Genomic DNA, 25,080 nt, shown 5'->3' with positions numbered 1-25,080 from the left:
CCGCCGCGCGCTAGCCGCCGAACCAGCGTGCGGGCACGATCACCAGCTGCGGGAACAGCACCATCACGAACATGATGGCGAACTCCGCGGCCATGAAGGGCAGCACACCGCGCGTGACCTCGTCCATCTTCATGCGCCCCACGCCCGCCACCACGTTCAGCACCACACCCACCGGCGGCGTGATGAGGCCGATGGAGTTGTTGATGATGAACATCACGCCGAAGTAGACGGGGTCGATGCCCGCCTTGATCACCACCGGCATCAGCACCGGCGTGAGGATCAGGATGGTCGGCGTCATGTCCAGCGCGGTGCCCACCACCATCACCAGCAGCATGATGCCGATCATCAGCAGCACCTTGCTGCCCATGAAGGGCTCCAGCAGCGCCACCACCTTCGACGGCAGGTCTGCCACCGTGATCAACCAGGCGCTGACCATCGCCGCCGCGATCAGGAACATCACGACAGCGCTGGTCTTGGCCGCGGAGACGAACACGTCGCGCAACTGGCGGAAGTTCAGCTCGCGGTAGACGAAGGTCGCCACGGCAAAGGCGTACACCGCGGCCACGACCGCCGCCTCGGTCGGTGTGAACACGCCCATGCGCAGGCCGACCAGGATGATCACCGGCAGCAGCAGCGCCCAGCCCGCCTCACGCGCCGCCAACAGGATCTCGCGGCCACTCTTGCGCGGCGGGGGCGCCACCTTCTCGCGGCGCGCCAGCCAGGCCCATGTGATCCACAGCGCGCCGCCGATCATCAGGCCCGGTGCGATGGCCGCGAGGAAGAGCTTGGAGATCGACACATTGGCCGCCACGCCGAAGATCACCAGCCCGATGCTGGGCGGGATGACCGGCCCGATGATGCCGGTGGCCGCGATCAGGCCGCCTGCGCGGGCCTTGTCGTGGCCGGCGGCGGTCATCATGGGCAGCAGCAGTGCCGTGAGCGCCGCCGCATCGGCCACGGCCGAGCCCGACAGGGCCGACAGCAGGCAGCCGGCCATGATGGTCACGTAGCCCAGGCCGCCGCGGACATGGCCCACCAGCGCGAGTGCCAGGTTGACGATGCGTTTGGAGAGGCCGCCCACGTTCATGATCTCGCCAGCGAGCATGAAGAAGGGCACCGCCAGCAGCGGAAAGCTGTCGGCGCCGCCGATGAGGTTCTGCGTGAGGATCTGCGCGTCGAACAGGTCCAGCTGCCACATGAGGGCCACACCGCTGGCCAGCAGCGCGAAGGAGATCGGCATGCCGATGGCCATGGCCAGCAGCAGCGATCCGATGAACACGGTCAGCGTCATGGCCGGCCCTCCGGGTGATGTGGGTTCTGTCCGGCCTGCGATGCCTGGGCATGGCCCAGCACCTGCGCCAGGGCCGCGGCCTCTTCCGATTCCTGCACGGCGACGAGTTCGTCCTCGCGCAGGCGACCGGTGAGCAGCCGTCCGATGTCGATCAGCAGCAGCAGCCCGCCGCCGACGGCGAACACGATGCCCACGCTGTAGACGATGGCCATGGACAGGCCGGTCACCGGCGCCTCCACGTCCCAGTTGATGCGCGTCTGCACGATGCTGCCCTGCAGCAGCAGCCAGAGCATGTAGAGCATCAGCAGCTGGCTCAGCAGCAGGCACAGCTTCTTGCCCGTGGGCGGAAGGCGGCCGACGACCATGTCCACGCCCAGGTGGGCGCGCTCGTGCAGCGCCACCAGCGCGCCGAGGAAGGTCATCCAGATGAAGAGCCAGCGCGAGACTTCCTCGGACAGCGTGATGCCCGAGTTGAAGCCATAGCGCAGCACGACGTTGCCGAACACGAGCACGACCATCACGGCCAGCATGAGCGCAACCAGGTTCTCCACCGCGCGGCAGGCGCGGTCGATCCAGCGATTCATGGTGAGGATCTCGCGGGGCGCGCCGCGGCGGGCGCGCCCCGTATGAGGGCCAGGCGTCAGCGCCGGGCCTCGCGGACGATCTCGACCAGCCCGCGCAGCGCCGCCAGGTAGGACTGCGGCCCCAGCCCCTGGACCGTGCCGCGCACGGCGGGCGAGATGATGGAATGCGCGCGCCAGCTTTCCCGGGCGGCGATGTTGGACATGTGCACCTCCAGCACCGGGAAGGGCATGGCCTTGATGGCATCGTGCAGCGGCACGCCGTGCTGCGTCAGCCCGGCGGGGTTGACCAGCGCGCCCTGGGCGCTGTCGATGTGCTCGTGCAGGAAGTCGATCAGCGCGCCTTCGTGGTTGGACTGCAGCGTGTGGACCTGCACGCCCAGCTCCTCGGCCAGGGCGGCGATGCGCGCGTTGATCTCCGCCAGCGTGGTGGTGCCGTAGATGTGCGGCTCGCGGCGGCCGAACAGGTTGAGGTTGGGTCCGTGCAGGACGAGGATGTTCATGGAAGCGCTCATTCGGTGGGCCGGGTTCACTGCTTGCGGATGCGGGCCAGCTCGTCCTTGTAGAGCTTGACCATCGCGGGGTCGTACTGCGCGGCGAACTTGTCGATCACCGGCTGGGCGATCTGGCGCATGCGGGCCTGCTGGTCGGCGCCGAGTTCATTGAACTGCGCGCCCTTGGCCTGCAGTTCGCCCAGGGCCTTCTGCGCGGCGGCGCGGCTGACCTGGCGCTGGTAGCCGCGCGACTCGTCCGCGGCCTCGCGCATCCACTTCTGCTCCTGCGGCGTGAGCTGGTCCCAGAACTTCTTGCTCACCAGCACGATGTTGGCGGCATACACATGGTTGGTGGCGCTGACGAACTTCTGCACCTCGTAGAACTTGTTGGACAGGATCACCGAGAAGGGGTTTTCCTGGCCGTCCACGGCCTTGGACTCGAGCGCGCCGTACAGCTCGGCGAAGGGCAGGGGCACGGGGTTGGCCTTGAAGGCCTTGAAGGTGTCGAGGAACACCGGGTTCGGGATCACGCGGATCTTCAGACCCTCCAGGTCTTCCGGCTTGGTGATGGGCTGGCGGCTGTTGGTCACGTTGCGAAAGCCCAGGTCCCAGTAGCCCAGCGCCACCAGGCCCTTCTCGGGCAGCTTGGCGATCAGCGCCTGGCCCAGGGGCCCATCGAGCAGAGCGTCGGCCTGCGCGAAGGTGGCCACCGAGAAGGGAAAGTCCACCAGGCCGAATTCCTTGACGATGCCCGCGAGCGAGGTGGTGGCGGGCGCCGACATCTGCTGCACGCCGCCCTGCAGCGCGGCCTGCTGCTGCATCTCGTTGCCCAGTTGGTTGGACGGGTACTCCTGCACCTTCATCTTGCCGCCGCTCTTGGTCGCGAGCAGTTCGGCGAAGCGCTTGACGCCGAAGCTCACCGGATGGTCGGGGTTGTTGAGGTGGCCGAAGCGGATCACGCGCTCCTGCTGGGCCAGGGCGGGCAGGGCGAACGCGGCCGCGAGGCCCGCGGCGACAAAGGCTCGGACGAATTTCTTCATGGTTGTCTCCATCAGGGTTGGACGGTGGCCGGCCGGTGCAGCCTGCCAGGCGGCGCGATCATAAGCACATGTGGAAAGAATTTCCACAATGAAAATCTATTCGGCGCTTTGGTACAGTCACGGCCGTCAAGAAATTCGCCGACCCTTGTCGGCCGGGAGCCGAACATGAGTGGTGTGATGGAACGCAGCTTCAAGGTGCTCGAATACCTTGCCGACCATCCGCAGGGATGTGCGCTGTCGGTGCTTGCCAGCGAGTTGCAGCTGCCGCTGTCGGCCACCCACCGCATCCTGTCGGACCTGGTGCGCTGCGGCCATGTGCGGCAGGACGAGCGCGATGGGCACTACCAGATCACCATCAAGCTCGCGGCCCTGGGCCTGGCCTTCCTCAGCCGCTCGGGCGTGGTGGACGTGGCGCAGCCGCTGCTGGAGCGGCTGGCCGAGGCGTCGGGCGAGCTGGTGCGTTTGGCCGTGGTCGATGGCGAGGAACTCACCTTCGTGGCCAAGGCCCAGGGTGCGGTGCGCGGCCTGCGCTACGACCCGGACATGGGCCTGTCGGTGGAGCTTTCGTGCAGCGCGGCCGGTCATGCCTGGCTGTCGACGCTGGACGACGACGAGGCCCTGGCCATCGTCGCGCGCCGCGGCCTGGGCAGCCCCAAGAATTTCGGCCCCAAGGCGCCCACCTCCATCAAGGCCGTGATGACCTATGTGAAGTCGGCGCGCCAGCGCGGTTTCAGCATGATCAACGAAGTGTTTGCGCCGGGCATGACCGCGATGGCTGCGCCGGTGGCCGGACCCGACGGCAAGGCCATCGGCGTCGTCACCATCGCGGGGCCCGCGGTGCGGCTCACGGTGCAGCGCATGGAGGCGTTGGGGCCCGCCCTGCTCGAGACGGCGCAGGACGTCTCGCGGGCCAGCGGCGCATCGCCGCTGTTCCGCAAGCGCGCCTGACGCCCGGGTGCGGGCACGGACGCGCGGTCCAAGCCGCACGCCGCCGACACGCGCTCCGCGGCAGTGCCGGACTCAGGGGAGCCGCAGTTCCATACCCAGCCCCGCAGCGACGCCGAAGGTGAGCAGCAGCACAGCCGCCAGCACCACCACGAACACGGCCGCCACCTTGCCAGCCGTGAGCAGCAGCGCCCGCTTGCTGAGGCTCTGACCCTGTTCGTAATGCCACTTGATGGCGAAGAACATGGTGGCGACGAAGACGAGGGCCTTCAGAGCGATGAAGGCGACGGGGACCCATTCCATCGGGCTGATTGGATACGTCGTTGGAACGGGTGGGAACTAGGCAAATTGTCCCAGTGCGCGTTTGGTCGGAGACGGCTTAGCCTGTGCAGATTCTGGCCGGTATTGCGCTCAAGCTCCAATTTCAGTTGCTGTTGGAGGCGTCTGCTTCAGACTGATCTGAGTCAGTCGCAGCCTGGGGCCTGAATGACCGCTCGCACCAGCACCGGTCACTGACGCTCGGCGGCGTCGACCGACTGCTTCATTCCCGAATCCGGTCGCCCGTCCGCTACGACGGTTGAGGCCCGGCGCGACCGACCGCTCTTGTTTACAGCAAGTGGCTCAGTTCGACCCGGAGCGGTCTTCGAGGGGGTCAGTCTTAACGTCGAAAAGCAGCCATTCGACAGCGACCTTCGATCCAGAAGAATCGACGCGACCAGGTGCCCTCGGTATGCCGGATGCCCCGACTAGGGCAAGCAGCACTTCTTGTACTTGCGTCCGCTGCCGCAGTGGCACGGGTCGTTTCGCCCGATCTTCATTTTCCCCGCCTCTCGCACGTACCCGGGAAGGGCATCGCGCACGAGCAGCGGCTCCTTCATGCCTTCGGTGAGTTTGTCCATCTCCTCTGAGGCCTCCCAGGGGAAGTCCAGCGTAGCGCCGAACTGGACATCCCCGGCCGGGCCGACGGAGACACCAAACCACTGAGGTGCACGCAGCTCGTACTTGCGTTTGGCGCAGTGCCTCTCTAACACTGCAATCGCTTCGAGGGATGGCTTGGGATTGCAGTGGAAGCAGACCCCGGAAGGGGGCGTGCGCGACGCGAGCGTTACGTCGTGTCGCTGGCCGTCAACCTGGGTCTTCCTCGTGACGGCCTCGAGCAGCCGATGCACGTTTCTGGACGATTCCTCGTCCATCGACAGCAAGTGGAACCCGAGTTCGAGAGTAGCGGGGTCTGCCCTTGCCTCGAGCTCCTTGATGAGGCTTTCGTACCGAGTCCCGCGCATCTTCGTGAGGATGCCAGCCGGGGTGTCGTCGCCCGGCTGGTTATCCCGGCGGACCAGCATCGCCACGTCCATCGGCTGGGCGAGAGAGTCGTCGAGTATGACGAGGTCGCTCTTCTCATCCAACCAGAGGTTCTTGCTCAGGTGATAGCCGAGCACAGTCAACTCGTGCCCGCTCATCAGCTTGTCCGCGACGTCCACACGCAGCTTCACGTAGCTCAACAGCCGCAACGGGGTCGCCAACATCTCCGTCAACGTGTCAAGAAGGAACACATCCATGACGAACGGAGGCCGAATGACGTCGGTGGTCTGGAACTTCAGCGATTGGCTCGCCTGAAAGGCGAGTGCCGGATAGTGGTCAGACACCAGGCTGACCAGGAAGACCTCCTTGACGTTCACCGGAAGGGCGACTTCGTTCCCCTCGTCGTCCACCAATCGGCACCCGCCGGCGAGCATCTCTTTCGCGCACGTCCAGCCTTGGTCATACGAGTCTTGGATGGCAGCGGCGAAGTCCGCCTTGAGCTGACTATCGTTCCCCTTGCGAGCCGCGATGGTCAGCTTCTTCGCCTTCGCCTGCACGATGATGAGTCGGTCCCCGTAGATGACCAGGACATCCGCCTCTCCCACGATGTCCTTACCGCGATGCAGGTTCACGTTCGTGTGAACGTGCTCGCGACCGAAGACACCAGCCAGGCGGCGCGCAGCAAACTTCTCGGTGAAAGCGCCTCGATGCTTGGCAGCCGTCGCCCGGTAGGTCTTGTCATCCCACATCCAGAAGAACGGAGACTCGTACAAGGCCTCGTAAATCGCGTAGTGCGAGAACAGGAGCACGGTTCCGCGGTCGGTAGGAAGTAGCGGCCGAGCGGCGACCTCGTTGAAGTCTCCGGCCTCCTTGAACCCTGCGTTGTCCCCCGCAAAGAGGAGCGCCTGGAAGAAGGCATCCACCACGTCCTTCGCGACACCGCTGCGGAAGACAACCTCGTCCACCGAGAACTCGAACGCGGGCAGCCAGGTCGCAGGCGGAGCCTTGGCGACTCGCGCGTCCGCAAGGAGGCGCGTTCCCTTCTCGTCCATCAAGTCACAGAACGTCTTTGCGATGGCTCGCGCCTGGCCGCTGGTGAAGCCCATGGTCTTCTGCAGCCATGCGTCATCTGCGCCGTACTTCTCAGGGACGAAGTCCCTGTACTGGAAGGCGTAGGCCGACTCTGTGCCGTAGAAGATGGGCTCTCGCATTCCCGCTCCGCGCCATGGCTCCGGCGGCGCCTCACCGACTTTCACCGCCTCGATCATGGCCGCGAACATCGGGTAGGACATGGCTTCGTGCAGTTCTCGCATCAGCAAATCAGTGCTCCTGACGTACTTCTGGACCACGTCGGGTGGCTGCGGCGACAGGTCCAACGGCTTCTTAGCCATCAAGCCAATCACCGTCGTCAGTTCCGTCCGAATTAGCCGCTCTTTGCTGAATAGCCGGTCCATGTCAGCCGGCTTCAACTCGCCCTGGATGTGTATGACGTTGTCGCGATGACAGAGGTGCGCTACAGCGTGAACATATCCGGGCGAGGCGGCCAGCGTTGCCAGGTCCTCAAGAATCTTGGCCTCTTCCCGCGGTTGCTTCATGGCTCTCCCCTTTGGTTCGCGAGCCCTGTCCACGAGGCCCTGCCGCCGCCGATTGTCCGCATTTCCTAACGGAGCAGTAGGTCACCTAAAGTGCTGGTAGATCGCAGGCGACAACGCCCAGTTATCGCTGCCGTCGCCGCTGCTGGAATGCAAGGTTCTAGCTGTAGCCGCAAGTACGTCGCAAAAGCCGGTCATCCCACAAGCGAAGCAGTTCGTCCCTTGGAACTTTCGTGGCCGTTCATCCATCCTCTTCGAGATGTGGATGCAGCCGGTCAGCTGACATTCGCGAACGGCTGGTTGTGGCCGAATGCGTGAGTCCCGCAGCACGCCAGGCAGCAGCCATTCGTAGCTGACCACGTCCGCCTTGCGTGTGTGGCCAGCGGTCTGTTGGATCAGATCTCTGTTTGCTCAGAGATCTCGAGCGCGTCATCAACCTCGATGCCGAGGTATCGAACTGTCGACTCCAGCTTGGAGTGGCCCAGCAGCAGTTGGACGGCGCGAAGGTTCTTGGTGCGCCGGTAGATTAGCGTGGCCTTCGTCCTGCGCATCGAATGCGTCCCGTAGTCGGCGCGGTCCAGGCCGAGCTCGTCGACCCAGTGTCCGAGGATCCGGGCGTACTGGCGGGTGCCGAGGTGGGGTGAGTCATGGAGCCGGCTGGGGAAGAGGAAGTCATCCGACTTCAGGTCAGCCTGCTTGATCCACGCCTGTAAGGCTTCCCGGGTGGCCAGCGTGATTTCGAACTGGACCGGGCGCTGGGTCTTGTGCTGCAAGACGATGGCTCGCGTGGCAACCTGGTCACCATGACAGATGTCGCGGACCTTCAGCGCGACGAGATCGCACCCGCGCAGCTTGCTGTCGATTCCCAGATTGAACAGCGCGAGTTCCCGCACTCGGTGCTCCATCTGGAATCGGACGCGGAGAGCCCAGATGTCCTTGGGCTTGAACGGGGCTTTCTGCCCGACGATCTTGCCTTTGTTCCAAGGCTCGCGATGAGCATTGCTGCCTGTGGTGCCCATGATGGTCTCCCATCGAGTTGAGGGCCATACAAGATGCGCCGACTGAGCATCGAAGTCCTTGCCCTGCGTCAACACAACCCCATCGCGAACCAGACTGGAGGGCCGCTTTCGGGTCAAGGCAGCTACTCACACTGCCGGCCATAAGCGGCCGATCGCCCTGCGCTCGAAAGTTTGGTCGCGGCGAGCGCCCGAAGGTCAGGTTTGCGGCGACGACTCTGGGCCTCTCATCGGCCCGTCCCGGCCATAAGTTGCCTGTCACCAGCATCGGCTTTCGGGTCGGGCAGCTTCCCACGAAGTGAACTCGGCAACTTTCCGAAGTTCCCCCCCTGACGGCTGTGAACTCATTCCCTACGCTTCGTCACGTCGCATGTGCGGCGAACCAACGAAAGGATTGAGTATGTCTAGACCGAAAACAGCAATCACCGCGAAGTCTGCTCCCATGACGACCAAGGCCGTCGCCAGAATCTACAAGGCCGCTTCGCACAAGGGGAGCGGGCAAGTCCCTGCGGGCGGCTTTGAGGCTCGCGCAGCAAGGGCCGCCGCCCAGAATCAGCGCGCCCTCAAGCATAAGTGATGTACGTACGGGGCTCTGCCGAGCCCCGAATCGACCAATCCGATGAAAAAAGTCTTCCCCGTCACGCCGTTCCCCCTCCTGGGTGAGATCGTCCATGAATGCGCTATCCGAAGCGGCTTGGTGTCCTCGAACGCCGATGAGGACAGCAAGCTTTACGCAGACCTAAAGGCGCTCAAAGACGACAGAAAGAGGCCTGCGCTGCGTCCTGCTGCACTCCCGCTTGAAATTTTGGTAGAGCTGGAGAGTCGCCTCGCCAAGTACACGAACAGTGCGATGTACGCAAACCTCACGTTCTCGCAAATCCGCCGCGCTCTTGAGCACTATGCATTGACTATCGGCGACGCGGATGTAACTCTCCTGACGCGAGAGGAGGTCGTAGAGCAGATCCTATGGCCAACAATGTTTTCGGCGGCAGCTGCGTCGTGTCTTCATCCGCTGGACACCATCTTCCATGTGACGGATTTGAAGTCCCTTTTGGAAGACAAGGCCCCCTTCGCCAGGTTCCTTAAAGGGCTTTGCGTAAGAGGTGCCGCAGACCACCGGCTGATCTGGAGTTTCCGCGCAGAACGCCACGAGATCGACTCGGAGAACTGCGAACAGACTCTCCGCGAATGGCTCAACGGCGCCTACGTCCCTTCGCTGGAGTCCTGCAATGACATCTTGGAGGCTCTTGGTATGTCCCACGACGCTGGAGCCCGACAGTGGGTTTTGGTGGCTCGCCTGCTGGCGAAAACGTCGCTTGAGCACCGCAAGCACATCCTGAATCGGGTCATGTACGAACCGACCGCGCCAGTCACTGAGCAGTTCCACGAAATCCGGAAGGCCGTCGGGTGGCACGCCGGCACGAAACTGAACATCGGAGCGGACAGGCCGTTCGGGAAGATCAGGGAGGCGCTCTACAGGCCGGACGTTCCACGAGATCCTTTTCTCATTGAAGAAATGCTGGAGCGGCAGCGAGTGACCTGGGAGCCGATCGCTGACCAAACACGGCACACCCTCGAGTGGCTGTGGGGCCGCTACCTTGTGCTGAATGCAAGGCATGGGGAGGCCTTTGAGCGCTATCAGTCCGCCTACAAATGGGGGTTCGGGCGCGATCGGGATGTCGTGAGGTACGTCGTAAACGAGGTGGCTGCACTTGCGGGAAAGATGGGAAATTGGCGTGCCGCTGAGAAGTATCTCGACATCGCGTCCATGTACGGCCAACCAGATTGGGATGGCAATCGGGAGTTGATCTCCGACTTCTTCGATCGCCAGTTCTTGCCCGAGCTGCACTTTTTCGTGGGGCCTCCGAGGCCACCTTTACACGGAGCCGCCACAGTTGGCTGCCCGCCTCCGGCTGCCGCTGAACCCTGAAGTTTTACGACTGCTTCGGGGTTGCGAGATGGCTGCAACGTATGACAGCTCCGGGTCGTGAGTACCAGTTCGCCGCTGGAGACAGCGGTCGCTTGCGCGACCTCAGCGCGCCCCGGCGCGCCCGACGTCGGCTGCACATCCATCAGCGGTCATTGAGCGTACGCGATCAGCGCTAGGCCAATGACTGCTGCGTGGAAGTGACCGTGCGTTGAAGTCGCGCCGACCACCGACCGCAACCGCTGCAAAGCGGCCATTCACAACTTCCAAACGAACGGCTCGCGTAGACCAAACGCAGCCGCTCTCACACCGCGGCTGCCCCACTACCGCGGCGCCCAGCCGCATCGTCAACCCGCCCCAGCCACCGCACCAGCGCCCCAACCACCATCGCAGGCCTCTCCAGGATCGACATATGCCCCGCCTCGGCCACCGCCACAAGCTCGGCCTTCGGCAGAAGTGACGCCATCTCCTGGCTCAGGCTGAAGGGCGTGACCTGGTCCTCACGGCCACAGATGACGACGGCGGGGGCGTGCACGCACGGCAGCAGGTCACGCGTGTCCACCCGGTTCATGGCCGCCCGTTGCTGCCGGACAAAGCCCTCGCTTCCCACCGCCGAAGCCATGTCGAACAGCAGGTGCAGCAGTTCGCGGTCCTGCAGTCTGGACGCGTGAACGATCCTTGCGGCAAAGCCTTGGGCGACCTGGGCGAAGGTGGCCGGGTCCGCGCCTTCGCCGCCCTCCGCGGCCTGGATCATTCTTTGCCGGGACCGCTTCACTTCCTCGGTGTCGGCGCGGGCGCCCGTGTCCAGCAGGCCCAGGCCAGCGATGCGGTCGCCCGCCTGGCGGCACACCTCCTGCGCGACATACCCGCCCAACGAGAAGCCGGCGACCGCGAATGCGCCGGCGGGCATGGCCGCGATCGCCTCCCGGGCCGACTCGGCGATGCTGTCGTGCAGATGCGTCGGTGCGACGTGCACGGGGCGCTCTCCTGCGATGGCGGTGGTCAGCGGGCTCCAGACTCGGGCATCGTTCATCAGCCCGGGAAGCAGAAGAAGGGGCGCGGCGTGGTTCATGGCCGGGGTTATAACTATGCAGTTGAGTGCATAGTCAAGCCGAGAAGATGACCGATGTGGATCGCTGAGTTCGCACGCCGCGCGGGCGTCAAGCAGACGACCGTGAGGCACTACCTGCGCGAAGGCCTGCTGACGCCGCGCAGCGGCGCCGTCGGCGCATCGCGGCCCTACCTGGATTTCACCGAATCCGACCTGCGCCGGCTTTCGGCCATCCAGGCCGGCCAGGCGTTGGGGCTCTCGCTTCCGGAGATCAAGCTGCTCATCGGGGAGCGGCGCTCGGGTGGCGGGCACGCGCGGATGCTCCAGGCCCTGACGGCGCAGCGCGAGACATTGCGCGGACGGGCTGTCGAACTGCAGGCGATGCTCGCCTTCCTCGACCAGAAAATCGCCTGGCTCGAAACGGACGCCAAGGGCCCGCCGCCGTCGCATGCCGGCGCCCGTCAGAACGGCGCCGCCGACCGAACCACCTCCACCGGCCCGATCCCGTTGTAGACGACGGCCCCGCTGGAGCTGGTCACCACCCACCGCCCATTGATGCCCTCGCCCGGTGCGACGTCGTATTCCTCTGGCGGGAGCGGCAGCACGATCTCGTCTTGTACGCGGTCGCTGTACCAGGCGGGCACGCGCAGCAGGGTGGGGTGTCCGAAGAGGCTCATGGGAGGGTCGGGGAAATGTCAACAAGGGTTGCCGAATACTGTGCAAATGTACAGTGTTTGGCTAGACTGGCGGAATGAACACCCAAGACGACGAAACCTGGATCGCGGCCTGCGCACACCGCCTCCAGCTGTACTGGCGCACCGTCGACCCCATTGAGCTGGAGGCGACCGCGCGCGAGATCGCGCACGACACGCAGTTGAGGGCGCTGGCCCCCAGCCAGGCCGCGTCGCGCTGGCTCGCGCCCATCGAGGCGCCGGGTCGGGGTTGAGCCCCTTCCGGGCGCGACCCGCACCGCGGCGCGTCGTGGCGCGCACGTTCAGCGTGCGGTGCCTTGGGCTGCGCCCAAATGCTTCGGCTCAGTCAAGAAAATAACTATGAGACAGTTAAAACACATGCATCGGGCTTATCGGTACGATCTCGTACCAATGAAAACCAACGAGCCTTGCGATGTCTGTCGAAGAATACGAACGCACCTATGCCCAGTTCCAGAAGGAATGTGACGCGCACTGGGAAGAATCTGATAGGTGCGGCTCGATGGCCGTGCAACTGACCCTGAAGCTGCAGATGTTGTGGGGCCTGCTGACGCCGGATGAACAGGCTCAAGTGCACACGCCGCCGCAGGCGCCCGAGTGCGTCGACGGCGGTCCAGAACGCTGATCGCCCACCGCCACCGCGCAGTCGCCTGCCGGTGCCGGGCGGCTGTCACTACGGCGAGGCAGCCGGTGCCGGCTACGCCCGCGCCGGAATGAGCGGCATCACCAACTGGCTCGGATGGTCACCGCCGGTGTGCACCGTGGTCGTGCCTGCAAACTCCTCGGTAGGGCGGTCCTGGGGGTGGTCGTGCCGCATGCGGCCCGGTGCCGTGACGATGAAGTCATGGCCCTGTACGGTGAGCACCAGGCGCCAGCCCTTGGGAAAGACCAGGCAGGTCGGCCAGATCTCCACCTCCACCGGATAGACCTCGTCCGGCACGAGCTTCTGCACCTCGTCGTGGCTGTGCCACGGCCGCCAGGGCAGGCTGCGCGCCGGGTCCAGCTTGCGGTGCGAGGCGCGCAGCCAGCCCATCGCCATGGGCACGCGTTCATGCGCGCCCACGTAGCTCACCTCCTGGCCCTCCGGATCGAAGACGCGCAGCACGACGAACAGGTCGGCATCGGTGGTGCTGGACGAGACCCACAGCCGCAGCACGGCCGGGCCGGTGAACTCGGTGTCCTGCGCGAAGGGTGCCGTCGAAAAGCTCAGGCCCTCGCCCATGGCCTCGAAACTGGCCCGGCTGGCGCCGCGCGGCGGCGCGTCGCCCAGCGAGGCGTCGGCGGCGTCCAGGTGGAAGGCCGTCCAGGCGGTGCGCGCGAGCGGCCATTCCTGCTCCGCGCGCATCTCGGCCGTGCCATCGGCATGACGGATGGCGAGCTGCACCGGCGGCTCGCGGTCCCAGCCGTTGTCCTCGCCCGCGAGAAAGTGCTTGAAGAAGCGCTGCTGGATGGCCACGTAGTGCGGCAGATAGAAGCTCTCGTAGTGCGTGCCGATGTGCGCGAAGAGCCACTTCTGCCGCGAGCCGGCACGCAGCCAGCCTTCGAAGTTGCCGCGCAGGTGCATGCCCGGGCCGCCCCAGTTGGCGGCCGACAGCAGCGGCACCTCGATGGCCGGCAGGTTGGCGGCACGCGCCCGGTTCCAGGCATCGTCCAGCGGATGCGACAGCCGGTCGTTGGGATGGTCGGCGCGGTTGCCTTGCAGCAGTTCGTCCGAGAGCGCCGGGCCGGTGGTGCGCTCGCCCGTGAGGCGGTCGCGGTGGGTGCTCTTGCCGCTGCCGTACTGGTTGGCCAGCACCTGGCGCGGCCACCACTCGAAGGTGAAGCTGTTGCTCAGGATGCCGCCGTGGTGGCCGCCGTCGCGGTAGAACTCGCTGGAGCCTTCCCACGGCACGATGGCCGCGAGGTGCGGGGGCCGCAGCGCCGCCACCTGCCACTGCTTGATGGCCAGGTACGACACGCCGATGAGCCCCACCTTGCCGTTGCTCCACGGCTGCGTGCCAGCCCATTCGATCCATTCGTGGAAGTCGCGCGTCTCCACCGGGCCGAAGGGATCGAGGTAGCCCTCGGAGCGGCCGGTGCCGCGCGAATCGACCTGGATCACGACGAAGCCCTCGGGCACCCAGCGCTCCGGATCCACCACCTCCCAGCGCAGATAGCGGCCCGTGCTGCCCTCAGTGTCCAGGCCTGGGTAGATGCGCTTGAGCACCTGCCACTGCGGGTTGAAGGCGTCCTCGAAATGCACGTCCTTGCCATACGCGCCCATGGCCATCACCACGGGGTAGCGGCCGGGCGCCTCGGGGCGGAACACATTGGCACGCAGCGTCACGCCGTCGGACATGGTCACAGCCACGTCGCGCATGAACACCAGACCGTTCTCGACGGTGGTGCGGGTCTCCAGATTGGGCATCGCGTTCATCCTCCTCGGGCTCCTCTTCTCATTGCAGCGGCACGTTGGCCTGTTTGACGATGCGGGCGAACTTGTCCATCTCCTGGCGGAAGAAGACGGCGAACTCCTGGGTGCTCAGCGTGGCGGGCGGGCTGTCCCAGCCGACCATCTTGTCCTTGACCTGCGGCACCTGCATGGCCCGCTGCACCTCGGCCGCCAGCTTCTGCACCACGGCCTCGGGCGTCTTGCCGGGCGCGAACAGGCCGACCCAGCCACCGTTGTAGTCCATGCCCGTGAGGCCGCTCTCGGCCATGGCCGGCACATCCGGAAAGGCCGCGATGCGCTTGGCACTGGTGACGGCCAGCGGCCGCACCTGTCCGGCCTTCACCGCCATCGTGGCCGCAGCGGTGCTGAGGAAGCAGGCCGTCACCTCCTTGCTCATCACGGCATTGAGCGCCGGGGCCGCGCCTTTGTAGGGCACGTGCAGCATGCGTGTGCCGCCCGTCTCGTTGAGCAGCTCGCCGACCAGGTGCAGCGTGTTGCCGTTGCCGGGCGAGCCGTAGGTGATCTGTGCGCCGGGCTGGCGTGCGGCCTCCAGGAACTGCGCGAAGTTCTTGTATGGCGAGTCGGGCGCCACCACCAGCGTCAGCGCCGGCGCGATGGTGAACAGCGTGACCGGCGCGAAGTCGGCCAGTGTGTCGTAGGGCAGGCTCTTGTAGATGCTCGGGTTGATGGCCTGCGAGCCGGTGGTCACCAGCAGCGTGTAGCCGTCAGGCGCGGAACGCGCCACCGCTTCGGCCGCCACGATGCCGTTGGCGCCCAGGCGGTTGTCGACGATGACACCCTGGCCCAGCTGCTGGCCGAGCTGGGTGCCGATGACGCGGGCCAGCAGGTCCGGGCTGCCGCCGGCCGAAAAAGGCACCAGCAGCTTGATCGCCCGGTTGGGATAGGCGCCCTGCGCGAAGGCGGAGGCGAACGGGGCCGCAGCGAGCGCGCCCAGCGTGGCCAGGCAGTGCCGGCGATGGATCATGGCGATGTCTCCTCTCTCTTGTGAAGCCCGGAAGCCTGCGTCGAAGCGTCAGTTCGGCTGTGCGCCGGTTTCGCGCACCACGCGCGCCCATTTGTCCAGCTCGCGATCCAGGTAGCCGCGCACGGCCTGCAGATTGCCGCCCATGGGCTCGAAGCCGGTGGCGGCCAGGCGGGCCAGGAACTCCGGGTCCTTCTGCAGGCGCGCCACTTCGTCGTTGATCCGCTGCAGCACGGCCGGTGGCGTCTTGGCAGGCGCGAAGACGCCGACCCAGGTCACGTCCTCGAAGCCGGGAAAGCCCGACTCCGCCACCGTCGGCACGTCCGGCAGCGCGGGCGAGCGCTGCGCGCCTGTCACCACCAGCCCGTGCACGCGGCCAGACTTGACCAGCTCCACTGCCGCCGGCAGCGCCACGCTGGCCAGCTGAGTCTGGCCGCTCATCGCGGCATTGAGTGCCGGGGCCGCGCCCTGGTAGGGCACATGCGTGACCGGCACCTTGGCCAGCACCTTGAACAGGTACTCGGCCGTCAGGTGCGGCGTGGTGCCGGCACCGGCCGTGCCGTAGTTGTAGCTGCCGCCCTTGGCATCGGCCACCACCTCCTGCAGCGTGCGGGCCTTGAGGTTGGGCGCCGTGACGATCAGGTTGGGGCTGGCCGCCACCAGGGCCGCGAGCGTGAGGTCGGCCTTGGCGTCGAAGCCCAGCTGCCGCTGCATCGACGGGTTGACGGCATAGGAGCTGGTGTTGATCAGCAGCGTGTAGCCATCGGGCTCCGCGCGAGCGACCAGGGCCGAGGCCACGCTGCCGCCGGCACCGGGCTTGTTCTCCACCACCACGCTCTGGCCCAGCGGCTGGGCCAGCCGGTGCGCGAGCAGCCGGGCAATGATGTCCGCCGGGCCGGCCGGCGCGAAGGCGACCACGAAGCGCACGGGCCGCGTGGGCCATTTGTCCTGCGCCAGCGCCGCCAGGGGCAGGGCCGCGAGGGCGAGGGCGGGCAGCAGGCGCCGCCAGAGCTTGGATGCCATGTCTTTGTCTCCTAAGAAGGCCCGGCCGCTTCTGCGGCGGCTCGGACCGAAGGGCTGCACTGCAGCCCGGCGGCTCAGATGGAGGCGAGCACGTGGCGCGCCATTTCCTCGCGGGTGCAGATCCACACGTCGCCGGCCTGCTTCACGCGGGCCATGATCTCGTCGTAGACCCAGGCGCCGGAGGGCCGGCCCATCACGTGCGTGTGGGCCGTCACGTCCAGCATCAGCGGCACGGGCTCGGCGCGCATGGCGGCGAAGGTGTCCTCGAAGGTCTCCAGCATGTGGCGCGGCCCCTGGCCGTAGCGGATGCAGGTGGGCAGGTCGTTCACGTCCATGGTGAGCGGGATGCCCACGATGCGCTGGCCGCCGAAGTCCATCACGTAGGGCCGGTCGTCGTCGTTGACGTCGCCGTGGTGCAGGTAGCCCGCCTCGGCCAGCAGGCGCGAGCTGATGGGGCTGCCGGTGCCGCGCGGGCTGATCCAGCCGATGGGCGCCACGCCGGCCGTGGCCGTCAGCAGGTCGTGGTTGCGCGCCAGGTTGGCACGCTCGCCGGCCTCGTCGAAGTAGACCGGGATCACGTCCATGCCCCACGAGTGGTTGATGACCTCGTGGCCCAGCTCTGCCAGCTTGCGTACCGTGGCCGGATCGCGCTCGCAGATGACGCCGTTCACCATCACGCTGGTTCGCACGCCGTGCTTCTGCGCGATGCCCAGCAGGCGGTGGATGCCGCGCACCAGCCCGAAGCTGGCCCAGGAGTGCGCATTGGTGTCGAAGAAACCCGGCTTGAGCACATTGCCCATGGGCCCGATGCCCGGCGCCTGGCCGTCCGACCAGGCCTCGTAGGCGATGTTGAAGATGACCGCGAGCCGGTGGCCGCCCGGCCAGCGGAAGTCGTCGGGCAGGCGGGTGATGACGGGGTCCATCTCAGCCTGCCTCCTGCACCACGGGGTTGGCCAGCAGGCCCACGCCCTCGATCTCGATCTCGATGCGGTCGCCCGGCTGCATCCACACGGGCGGCGTGCGCGCATAGCCGACGCCCGAAGGCGTGCCCATGGCGACGACGTCGCCCGGCTCCAGCGTGAGCACCTCGCTCAGCAGCACCAGCGCGCGGGCCACCGTGACGATCATGTGGCCCGTGTCGTCGCTCTGCATCACGCGGCCGTTCAGGCGCGACGTGATCTTCAGGCCCGCCGCGCCGGGCGGCAGGTCGGCCGCCGGCACCAGCCAGGGGCCGAAGGCGCCGGTGCCGTCGAAGTTCTTGCCGATGGTCCACTGGGCGGTGCGGCGCTGGTAGTCGCGCAGCGTGCCGTCGTTGAAGCAGGCATAGCCCGCCACGGCCGACAGGGCATCGGCCTCGGAGAGGTGCCGGGCGCGGCGGCCGATCACCACCGCGAGCTCGGCCTCGAAGTCCAGCTTGTCGGACACCCGGGGCCGCACCAGCGGCGCGTCGTGGGCGATCAGCGAGCTGGCGCCGCGCATGAAGAAGCTTGGGTATTCGGGCGCCGCATTGCCGCCCTCGGCCGCGTGGGCGGCGTAGTTGAGGCCCAGGCAGATCACCTTGCCGGGGCGGGCGACGGGCAGCTCCCAGCGCACGGAAGTCGGCGCCAGCGGGGTGGCCCGCTGCAGCTGGGCGGCGCTCGGCCCCTGGGCCAGCAGATCGAGCCAGGCGCTGTCGTTCACCCCGGCCGGCACCTGGTCGCCCAGGCCCCACAACTCGCCTCCGCGCTCCACGGCCCACTGGGTGGGGCGCCCCGGTAGCGTCACGCGCGCATATCTGGACATAATTTCGACAAACCCTTATTTACTGGTGTTTGGCGATATTAGTTATCGAGAGGATGTTTTGTCGATAAAAACAGAACCAGGGATTGCCCCAGGGTCCGCGGCCGTCGCCGAGGCGTCGTCCCCCACGCTGGCGCGGCAGACCTATGAGCGCCTGCGTGCCGACGTCCTGGCCGGCCACTGGCAGCCCGGGCGCAAGCTGCTGATGCACGAATTGCGGGAGCGCTACCAGGTCGGCGCCAGCCCGCTGCGCGAGGCGCTCAACCGCCTGGCCAGCGAGGAATGGGTGGTGCACAACGACCAGCGCGGCTTCGCCGTGGCGGGCGCCACGCAGGCGCAGTTGGAGGACCTGGTGAACACGCGCGTGGCGGTGGAATCGCTGGCGATCGGCCAGGCCTTCGACCGCCGCGGCCCGGAATGGGAAGAGCCGCTGGTGCTGGCCTTCCATCGGCTGTCGCGCACGCCGCGCTCGATCTCGGCCGACGCCTATGCCGAGAACCCGGAATGGGAGCGCCAGCACCGGGCCTTCCACCGCGCGCTGCTGGCCGGCTGCGGCTCGGCGCTGCTGCTGGGTTTCTGCGAACAGCTCTACGACCAGGCCTACCGCTTCCGCCAGCTCGCCGCCCGGGTGGCCTACAAGCGGCGCAACGAGCAGGACGAGCACCAGGCCATCTTCGACGCGGTCATGCGGGGGGAGCTGGAACAGGCGCGTGCGCTACTGGCCGAGCACTACCGGCGCACGGCCAGCATCTTCGAGCACGAGCGCGACAGCGCGGGCAGCCCCGCGGACGAGCACTGATCAGGCGGGCGGCGCCCCCGCGGCTGCACTCGGGCGCAGGGCCCACGGCCGCCTCACGACCGGGCCGTGCGCCGACGCCTTCAGTGCTTGTGCTCGCCGTGCTGCATCGGCATGGCCTCGGGCCGCAGCGGCCGCACCGGGGCCTGCACCTGGACCGTCTGGCGCTTGCCGTCCTTGCCCTCGAAGACCAGGGTCAGCGGCACGGTGTCGCCTTCCTTCACCTGCTGCTTCAGGTCCATCAGCATCACGTGGTAGCCGCCGGGCTTGAGTTCCACCGGCTTGCCGGCGGGCAAGTCCAGCGCCGGCATCGGCCGCATCCGCATCACGTTGTCCTGCAGCGCCATCTCGTGCACCTCGGCGCTGGCCGTGAGCGGCGTGCTCACCGACACCAGCCGCGCATCCTGCGCCGACTGCAGTTGCATGAAGGCGCCCGTGGCCTTCTGCTGCGGCACGGTGGCGCGCACCCAGGCGTCCTTGACGGTGACCTGGGCATGGGCAGAGGCCACGGCCAGGACGGCGGCGGCAAGGGCCAACGGGCGGATGAGGGAAGGCATGGCAGGGCTCCGGCAGGAAGAAGACGTCCAAAGGATAGCGGCAGGGCTCGGCCGTTCGCCCAGTTGGCGCCAGCCCGGGCCCTGGCTAGCATGGCCCGATGGACTTCCGCCGCCGCCTCTGGATCGTGTCTGCCGCGCTGGCCATCGCCGGATGCGCGGTTCCCGCCGCCGCGCCACCGCCGTCGGCCGGGACGCCCGCCGTGCAGACGAACAGCCTGGGCATGCGCTTCGTGCGCATCCCTGCGGGCGAATTCCTGATGGGCAGCGAGGAGCCCGCCGCCACCCTGGCCCGCGACTTTCCGCAGCTGCCGCCCGAGCGCTTCGCCCTGCTGGGCGACGAGGCCCCGGTGCACAAGGTGCGCATCACGCGCGCCTTCTGGATGGGCCAGCACGAGGTGACGGTCGGCCAGTTCCGCCGCTTCCTCGAACGCTCGGGCTACGTGCCCGAATCCATCGCCGACGGCACCGGCGGCTATGGCTGGCGCGTCGACTACGACCCCGCCCAGACCGCGCGCGGCGATGCCTTCGAAGGCCGTGACCGGCGCTATGCCTGGAACAACCCCGGCTTTGCGCAGGGCGACGACCATCCGGTGGTCAACGTCACCTGGAACGATGCCCAGGCGCTGGCCGCATGGCTCAGTCGCACCGAGGGCCGCCGCTACCGCCTGCCGACCGAGGCCGAATGGGAATACGCCTGCCGGGCCGGCACCCGCACCCGCTACAGCACCGGCGACGACCCGGCCTCGCTGCGCGGCAGCGCCAACGTCTTCGACCAGCGCACCGCCGCCTACTGGCCGCAGTGGAAGGCGATGGCACTGCCGGCCGACGACGGCTTCACTTTCACCGCGCCGGTGGGCAGCGGCGCACCCAATGCCTGGGGCCTGTACGACATGCACGGCAACGCCTGGGAATGGGTGGCCGACTGGCATGCCGACGACTACTACGCCCATTCGCCCGTCGACGACCCGCAAGGTCCCGCCGACGGCACGGTGCGCGTGCGGCGCGGTGGCTCGTGGCACACCTGGCCTTTCTATGCCCGCTCGGCCTACCGCAACTGGAATGCGCCGGATACCCGCTACACACTGGTGGGCATCCGGCTGGTGCGCGATGACGCGCCCTGAGTGGCGGGATCACGTGCCCGGCAGATGCAGCCGGGCCGAGTCCTTGACCTCTTCCATCACCGCATAGGTGCGCGTCTCGCGCACGCCGGGCAGTTGCCACAGCACCGCGCCCGCAAAGCGGCGGTAGTCGGCCATGTCGGCGCTGCGGGTCTTGAGCAGGTAGTCGAAGCCACCCGCCACCATGTGGCATTCCATGATCTCCGGGTGCACCTGCACCGCAGCCTTGAAGGCGTCGAACACGTTGGGCGTGGTGCGGTCCAGCAGCACCTCCACGAAGACCAGCATGCCCGCGCCCAGCTTGAGCGGATTCAGCCGCGCCTCGTAGCCCAGGATGTAGCCCTCGTCGATGAGCCGCTGCACCCGCGCCAGCGCCGCCGTGGGCGAGAGGCCGATGGTCTCGGCCAGCTTGACGTTGGTGATGCGGCCGTCGGCCTGCAGCGTGGCCAGGATGCGAAGGTCGAGACGATCCAGCTCGGGCGCGTCTGGCAGTGGTTTGTTCGGCATGTTGGAGAAGATTCGAACGAATATTTGGCGAAGTCTGCGGGATTATTCAGACATCCGCTACTCCAGCGTCCCTCTGCGGTACCGCCATGACTGCCCTTGCCACCCCTCGCCCGACTGCCCCCGACCCTGCATCCCACCGCGCCTGCAGCAGCGCCACCGATGCGGCCACCGCGGCATCGCTGCTGCGTCCTGCCATCGCTGCGGCCTGTCGTGAGGACGAGGCTGCGGCCGTCCAGGCCCTGATGCGCGAGGCCCGTCTGTCGCCCGAGCAGGCCCGCGCCGCCCACGACCTGGCCTGCCGCCTGGCTACGCACCTGCGCGAGCGCGGCGCTGGCGCCGGCCGCAGCGGCCTGGTGCAGGGCCTGCTGCAGGAATACGCGCTGTCGTCGCAGGAAGGCGTGGCCCTGATGTGCCTGGCCGAGGCGCTGCTGCGCATTCCCGACGCGGGCACGCGCGACGCCCTCATCCGCGACAAGATCGCCCAGGGCGAATGGCAGGCGCACCTGGGCCGCAGCCCCTCGCTCTTCGTCAATGCCGCCACCTGGGGCCTGCTGCTCACCGGCCGGCTCGTGGCCACCCACAGCGAGACGCGCCTGTCGGCCCAGCTCGGCCGGCTGGTCGCCAAGGGCGGCGAGCCGCTGATCCGCAAAGGCGTGGACCTGGCCATGCGCATGATGGGCGAGCAGTTCGTCACCGGCCAGACCATTGCCGAAGCGCTCACCAAGGCGCGCCCGCTGGAGGCGCAGGGCTTTCGGCATTCCTACGACATGCTGGGCGAGGCCGCCATGACGGCCGAGGACGCCGCCCGCTACCGCCGCGCCTACGAAGAGGCCATCCATGCCATCGGCCGCGCCTCTGCCGGCCGCGGGCCGATCGACGGACCGGGCATCTCGATCAAGCTCTCGGCCCTGCATCCGCGCTACAGCCGCGCCCAGAAGGCGCGGGTGATGGACGAGCTGTATGCCGTGCTGCGCGACCTGGCCACCCTGGCCCGGCAGCACGACATCGGCCTCAACATCGACGCGGAAGAGGCCGACCGGCTGGAACTCTCGCTCGACCTGCTGGAGCGCCTGTGCTTCGAGCCTGCCTTGGCCGGCTGGAACGGCCTGGGCTTCGTCGTGCAGGCCTACCAGAAGCGCTGCCCCTTCGTCATCGACTTCCTCATCGATCTGGCCGCACGCAGCAGTCGCCGACTGATGGTGCGGCTGGTCAAGGGCGCCTACTGGGACAGCGAGATCAAGCGCGCCCAGGTGGACGGGCAGGACGGCTTTCCGGTCTACACCCGCAAGGTTCACACTGATGTGGCCTACCTGGCCTGCGCCCGCCGGCTGCTGGCCGCGCCGGCGCAGGTGTACCCGCAGTTCGCCACCCACAACGCGCACACGCTGGCGGCCATCCACACCCTGGCCGATCCGGCCCGCTGGCAGCCGGGACAGTACGAGTTCCAGTGCCTGCACGGCATGGGCGAGCCGCTGTACGAGCAGGTGGTGGGCCGCGCCGAAGATGGTCGCCTGGGCCGGCCCTGCCGCATCTACGCGCCCGTGGGCACGCACGAGACGCTGCTGGCCTACCTGGTGCGCCGCCTGCTGGAGAACGGCGCCAACACCTCCTTCGTGCATCGCATCGCCGACAAGACGCTGCCCATCGAGTCGCTGGTGGAAGACCCCGTCGCCACGGTGGACCGGCAGGCGGCCGAAGAGGGGAGGGCCGGGGCCCCGCATCCGGCCATCGCGCATCCGCTTAGGCTGTACGGCGACGCCCGCGCCAATTCGCAGGGCATGGACCTGGCGGACGACGCGCAGCTGACCGTGCTGGAGGCGGCGGTGGCAGAGAGCCTCGCCGTTCACTGGTCGGCAGCGCCGATGCGGGCGACCGATCAGGATGCGTCGGCGGCATCCGCCGAACGCCCGACCCCGGCCCGCAGCGCCACAGCGACTTTGAAGGAGACGGTCGAGGGAGAGCCCGTGCGCAACCCCGCCCGGCACGACGACATCGTCGGCACCGTGCGCGCCGCCGCGACCGACGACGTGGCGGCTGCACTGGCCGCCGCCGACACCTTCGCCAGCGCGTGGGCCGCCACAACCGCCGCCGAGCGCGCCACCGCGCTCGAGCGCGCGGCTGACGGCATGCAGGCCCGCATGCCGCAGCTGGTCGCGCTGCTCTCCCGCGAGGCCGGCAAGACCTTCGCCAACGGCATCGCGGAGGTGCGCGAGGCCATCGACTTTCTGCGCTTCTATGCCGGCCAGGCCCGCCGCGCACTGCAGGGCGACGACCATGCGCCGCTGGGCCCCGTGGTCTGCATCAGCCCCTGGAACTTCCCGCTGGCCATCTTCACCGGCCAGATCGCCGCAGCCCTCGCCGCGGGCAACCCGGTGCTCGCCAAGCCCGCCGAGCAGACACCGCTGATCGCCGCCGAGGCCGTGCGACTGCTGCACGAAGGCGGCATCCCGCGCGCGGCGCTGCAGCTGCTGCCCGGCGACGGCGAAACGGTCGGCGCCGCGCTGGTGGCCGACCCGCGTGTGCAGGGCGTGATGTTCACCGGCTCCACCGAGGTGGCGCGGCTGTTGCAGCGCAGCCTTGCCCAGCGGCTCGGCGCCCATGGCGAACCGGTGCCGCTGATCGCCGAGACGGGCGGACAGAACGCCATGATCGTGGACTCGTCCGCCCTGACCGAGCAGGTGGTGGCCGATGTGCTGGCCTCGGCCTTCGACAGCGCGGGTCAGCGCTGCTCGGCCCTGCGCGTGCTTTGCGTGCAGGAGGAGTCGGCCGACGCGCTGCTGCACATGCTGCGCGGCGCCATGGCCGAGCTGAACCTGGGCGACCCCGCCTTGCTGCACACCGACGTCGGCCCGGTCATCGACGCCGAAGCCCTGGCCGGCATCGAGGCCCATGTGCAGGCCATGCAGGCCCGTGGACGCCGCGTGCACCGCGCGGGCCGCGCACGCCCCGGCGCCACGGAAGGCGGCACCTTCGTTGCGCCCACGCTGATCGAGATCGACAGCCTGGCCGAACTGGAGCGCGAGGTCTTCGGCCCGGTGCTGCACGTGCTGCGCTGGCGGCGGCCCGAATGCGACGCGCTGCTGGCACAGATCGCCGCGACGGGCTATGGCTTGACGCTGGGGCTGCACACCCGCATCGACGAAACCATCGAGCGGGTGGTGCAGGCTGCCCAGGTGGGCAATGTCTACGTCAACCGCAACATGGTGGGTGCCGTCGTCGGCGTGCAGCCCTTCGGCGGCGAGGGCCTGTCGGGCACCGGCCCCAAGGCCGGCGGGCCGCTTTACCTGTACCGGCTGCTGGCGCAACGGCCTGACGGCTCCCTGGCCAACGCCGTGGGTTGCGCCCTGCCGGAGGCGGAGCCCGAGGCGGTGGTCGCGGCGGACCCGGCAGCGCTGCAGGCCCTGCAGGACTGGGCCCGCAGCGCAGGTGACGCACCGTTGGCCGACCATTGCACGCAGCTGCGCGAGGCCATGCCCGTCCACGCTGCATGGCTGCTCGACGGGCCGACAGGCGAGCGCAATCGCTACGTGCTGCAGCCGAGAAGCGCCGCGCTGTGCGTGGCCGACGACGATCGCGCGCGACTCGAGCAGCTGGCCGCCGTGCTGGCCGCCGGAAGCCGCGCCGTGTGGCCTGCCAACGCCGCGACGCAGTCACTGCATGCCCGTCTGCCCAGGAGCGTGCAAGCCCGCGTGACCTTGGCCGCAGATCCGCTGGCAGATGACACGGCGTCGTTCGCGCTGGTCCTGCACCAGGGCGACGCGACAGACCGCATCATGCTTGCACGCCGTATGGCCGAGCGGCCCGGCCCCCTCGTCGCTCTGCATGCCTGGCCGGCAGCCAATGTCGACACGGCACTCGCCGCATTGCTCGGCGAGCGCTCGCTGAGCGTCAACACCGCCGCGGCCGGCGGCAATGCCAGCCTGATGACCATGAGCTGA

The 25,080-nt window shown here is 67.8% G+C and carries 24 protein-coding genes; 8 read left to right on the top strand and 16 right to left on the bottom strand.

Going from position 1 to position 25,080, the window contains the following annotated elements:
- Positions 1-10 precede the first annotated feature (10 nt).
- From BXA03_RS09085 to BXA03_RS09070, 4 genes are read right to left on the bottom strand one after another with little or no spacing between them, the layout of a single operon-like run.
- A complete protein-coding gene (locus BXA03_RS09085; RefSeq protein ID WP_076506375.1) occupies positions 11-1,291 on the bottom strand; it encodes a TRAP transporter large permease in 1,281 nt (426 codons plus the stop codon).
- Positions 1,288-1,875, bottom strand: a complete 588-nt coding sequence (locus BXA03_RS09080) for a TRAP transporter small permease (RefSeq protein WP_076506373.1) — start codon at positions 1,873-1,875, stop codon at positions 1,288-1,290. The genes BXA03_RS09085 and BXA03_RS09080 overlap by 4 nt, the downstream gene beginning before the upstream one ends.
- A gap of 56 nt (positions 1,876-1,931) precedes the next feature.
- Positions 1,932-2,375, bottom strand: coding sequence for a type II 3-dehydroquinate dehydratase (locus tag BXA03_RS09075; protein WP_076506371.1), 444 nt, complete (start codon positions 2,373-2,375; stop codon positions 1,932-1,934).
- Positions 2,376-2,401: 26 nt separating this feature from the next.
- Positions 2,402-3,406 carry a TRAP transporter substrate-binding protein gene (locus BXA03_RS09070; RefSeq protein WP_076506369.1) on the bottom strand — a complete coding sequence of 335 codons (1,005 nt, stop codon included), beginning with the start codon at positions 3,404-3,406 and terminating at the stop codon, positions 2,402-2,404.
- 165 nt (positions 3,407-3,571) lie between these two features.
- On the opposite strand from BXA03_RS09070, the gene BXA03_RS09065 reads away from it, so the two are divergent.
- On the top strand, positions 3,572-4,354 hold the full coding sequence (locus tag BXA03_RS09065; RefSeq protein WP_076506367.1) for an IclR family transcriptional regulator: 783 nt from the start codon (positions 3,572-3,574) through the stop codon (positions 4,352-4,354).
- Positions 4,355-4,426: 72 nt separating this feature from the next.
- Here BXA03_RS09065 and BXA03_RS09060 read toward each other — a convergent pair whose 3' ends face one another.
- The 3 genes from BXA03_RS09060 to BXA03_RS09050 all read right to left on the bottom strand — a co-directional run bounded on the left by BXA03_RS09060 (position 4,427) and on the right by BXA03_RS09050 (position 8,264).
- Positions 4,427-4,654, bottom strand: a complete 228-nt coding sequence (locus tag BXA03_RS09060; RefSeq protein ID WP_076506365.1) for a hypothetical protein — start codon at positions 4,652-4,654, stop codon at positions 4,427-4,429.
- 443 nt (positions 4,655-5,097) lie between these two features.
- Positions 5,098-7,248 carry an SEC-C metal-binding domain-containing protein gene (locus tag BXA03_RS27160; protein ID WP_076506363.1) on the bottom strand — a complete coding sequence of 717 codons (2,151 nt, stop codon included), beginning with the start codon at positions 7,246-7,248 and terminating at the stop codon, positions 5,098-5,100.
- 392 nt (positions 7,249-7,640) lie between these two features.
- On the bottom strand, positions 7,641-8,264 hold the full coding sequence (locus BXA03_RS09050) for a tyrosine-type recombinase/integrase (RefSeq protein WP_076506771.1): 624 nt from the start codon (positions 8,262-8,264) through the stop codon (positions 7,641-7,643).
- Positions 8,265-8,880: 616 nt separating this feature from the next.
- Between BXA03_RS09050 and BXA03_RS09045 the strand changes: the two genes are divergently transcribed.
- A complete protein-coding gene (locus BXA03_RS09045; RefSeq protein WP_076506361.1) occupies positions 8,881-10,191 on the top strand; it encodes a hypothetical protein in 1,311 nt (436 codons plus the stop codon).
- A 301-nt stretch (positions 10,192-10,492) separates the two neighbouring features.
- Here the strand turns inward: BXA03_RS09045 and BXA03_RS09040 are convergent, their stop codons facing one another.
- A complete protein-coding gene (locus BXA03_RS09040) occupies positions 10,493-11,260 on the bottom strand; it encodes an alpha/beta fold hydrolase (protein WP_076506359.1) in 768 nt (255 codons plus the stop codon).
- 54 nt (positions 11,261-11,314) lie between these two features.
- Here BXA03_RS09040 and BXA03_RS09035 point away from each other — a divergent pair, with 54 nt between their 5' ends.
- Positions 11,315-11,752 carry a MerR family transcriptional regulator gene (locus BXA03_RS09035; protein WP_076506356.1) on the top strand — a complete coding sequence of 146 codons (438 nt, stop codon included), beginning with the start codon at positions 11,315-11,317 and terminating at the stop codon, positions 11,750-11,752.
- Here BXA03_RS09035 and BXA03_RS09030 read toward each other — a convergent pair.
- Positions 11,701-11,916 carry a hypothetical protein gene (locus tag BXA03_RS09030; protein ID WP_076506353.1) on the bottom strand — a complete coding sequence of 72 codons (216 nt, stop codon included), beginning with the start codon at positions 11,914-11,916 and terminating at the stop codon, positions 11,701-11,703. The genes BXA03_RS09035 and BXA03_RS09030 overlap by 52 nt on opposite strands.
- 74 nt (positions 11,917-11,990) lie before the next feature.
- Here BXA03_RS09030 and BXA03_RS09025 point away from each other — a divergent pair, with 74 nt between their 5' ends.
- Together BXA03_RS09025 and BXA03_RS09020 are read left to right on the top strand one after the other, a co-directional pair.
- Positions 11,991-12,185, top strand: coding sequence for a hypothetical protein (locus BXA03_RS09025; protein ID WP_076506351.1), 195 nt, complete (start codon positions 11,991-11,993; stop codon positions 12,183-12,185).
- Between the two features lie 179 nt (positions 12,186-12,364).
- Complete coding sequence (locus BXA03_RS09020; protein WP_076506350.1) at positions 12,365-12,574, top strand: hypothetical protein; 210 nt, start codon at positions 12,365-12,367, stop codon at positions 12,572-12,574.
- Positions 12,575-12,646: 72 nt separating this feature from the next.
- On the opposite strand, the gene BXA03_RS09015 is transcribed toward BXA03_RS09020, so the two are convergent.
- The 5 genes from BXA03_RS09015 to BXA03_RS08995 form a co-directional block, all read right to left on the bottom strand.
- Entirely contained in the window at positions 12,647-14,356 is a 1,710-nt protein-coding gene (locus tag BXA03_RS09015) for a CocE/NonD family hydrolase (protein ID WP_076506768.1), read from the bottom strand.
- Between the two features lie 28 nt (positions 14,357-14,384).
- Positions 14,385-15,365, bottom strand: coding sequence for a tripartite tricarboxylate transporter substrate binding protein (locus BXA03_RS09010; RefSeq protein ID WP_076506348.1), 981 nt, complete (start codon positions 15,363-15,365; stop codon positions 14,385-14,387).
- Positions 15,366-15,413: 48 nt separating this feature from the next.
- Entirely contained in the window at positions 15,414-16,385 is a 972-nt protein-coding gene (locus BXA03_RS09005; RefSeq protein ID WP_076506346.1) for a tripartite tricarboxylate transporter substrate binding protein, read from the bottom strand.
- A gap of 74 nt (positions 16,386-16,459) precedes the next feature.
- Positions 16,460-17,308, bottom strand: a complete 849-nt coding sequence (locus tag BXA03_RS09000) for a polysaccharide deacetylase family protein (protein WP_076506344.1) — start codon at positions 17,306-17,308, stop codon at positions 16,460-16,462.
- Between the two features lies 1 nt (position 17,309).
- Positions 17,310-18,167, bottom strand: a complete 858-nt coding sequence (locus tag BXA03_RS08995; protein WP_083715977.1) for a fumarylacetoacetate hydrolase family protein — start codon at positions 18,165-18,167, stop codon at positions 17,310-17,312.
- Positions 18,168-18,225: 58 nt separating this feature from the next.
- Here BXA03_RS08995 and BXA03_RS08990 point away from each other — a divergent pair, with 58 nt between their 5' ends.
- A complete protein-coding gene (locus tag BXA03_RS08990) occupies positions 18,226-18,963 on the top strand; it encodes an FCD domain-containing protein (protein ID WP_083715976.1) in 738 nt (245 codons plus the stop codon).
- Positions 18,964-19,043: 80 nt separating this feature from the next.
- Here the strand turns inward: BXA03_RS08990 and BXA03_RS08985 are convergent, their stop codons facing one another.
- Positions 19,044-19,517 carry a copper chaperone PCu(A)C gene (locus BXA03_RS08985; RefSeq protein ID WP_076506342.1) on the bottom strand — a complete coding sequence of 158 codons (474 nt, stop codon included), beginning with the start codon at positions 19,515-19,517 and terminating at the stop codon, positions 19,044-19,046.
- A gap of 98 nt (positions 19,518-19,615) precedes the next feature.
- On the opposite strand from BXA03_RS08985, the gene BXA03_RS08980 reads away from it, so the two are divergent.
- Entirely contained in the window at positions 19,616-20,638 is a 1,023-nt protein-coding gene (locus BXA03_RS08980; RefSeq protein WP_143476253.1) for a formylglycine-generating enzyme family protein, read from the top strand.
- A gap of 9 nt (positions 20,639-20,647) precedes the next feature.
- On the opposite strand, the gene BXA03_RS08975 is transcribed toward BXA03_RS08980, so the two are convergent.
- Complete coding sequence (locus BXA03_RS08975; protein ID WP_076506341.1) at positions 20,648-21,142, bottom strand: Lrp/AsnC ligand binding domain-containing protein; 495 nt, start codon at positions 21,140-21,142, stop codon at positions 20,648-20,650.
- 86 nt (positions 21,143-21,228) lie between these two features.
- On the opposite strand from BXA03_RS08975, the gene putA reads away from it, so the two are divergent.
- On the top strand, positions 21,229-25,080 hold the full coding sequence (putA, locus tag BXA03_RS08970; RefSeq protein ID WP_076506339.1) for a trifunctional transcriptional regulator/proline dehydrogenase/L-glutamate gamma-semialdehyde dehydrogenase: 3,852 nt from the start codon (positions 21,229-21,231) through the stop codon (positions 25,078-25,080).

This window comes from Pseudacidovorax sp. RU35E (genome assembly GCF_900156165.1).
Classification (GTDB): Bacteria; Pseudomonadota; Gammaproteobacteria; order Burkholderiales; family Burkholderiaceae_C; genus Xenophilus.
Note: the sequence above shows the minus strand (reverse complement) of the source record. Positions and strands in the feature narration are given on the sequence as shown.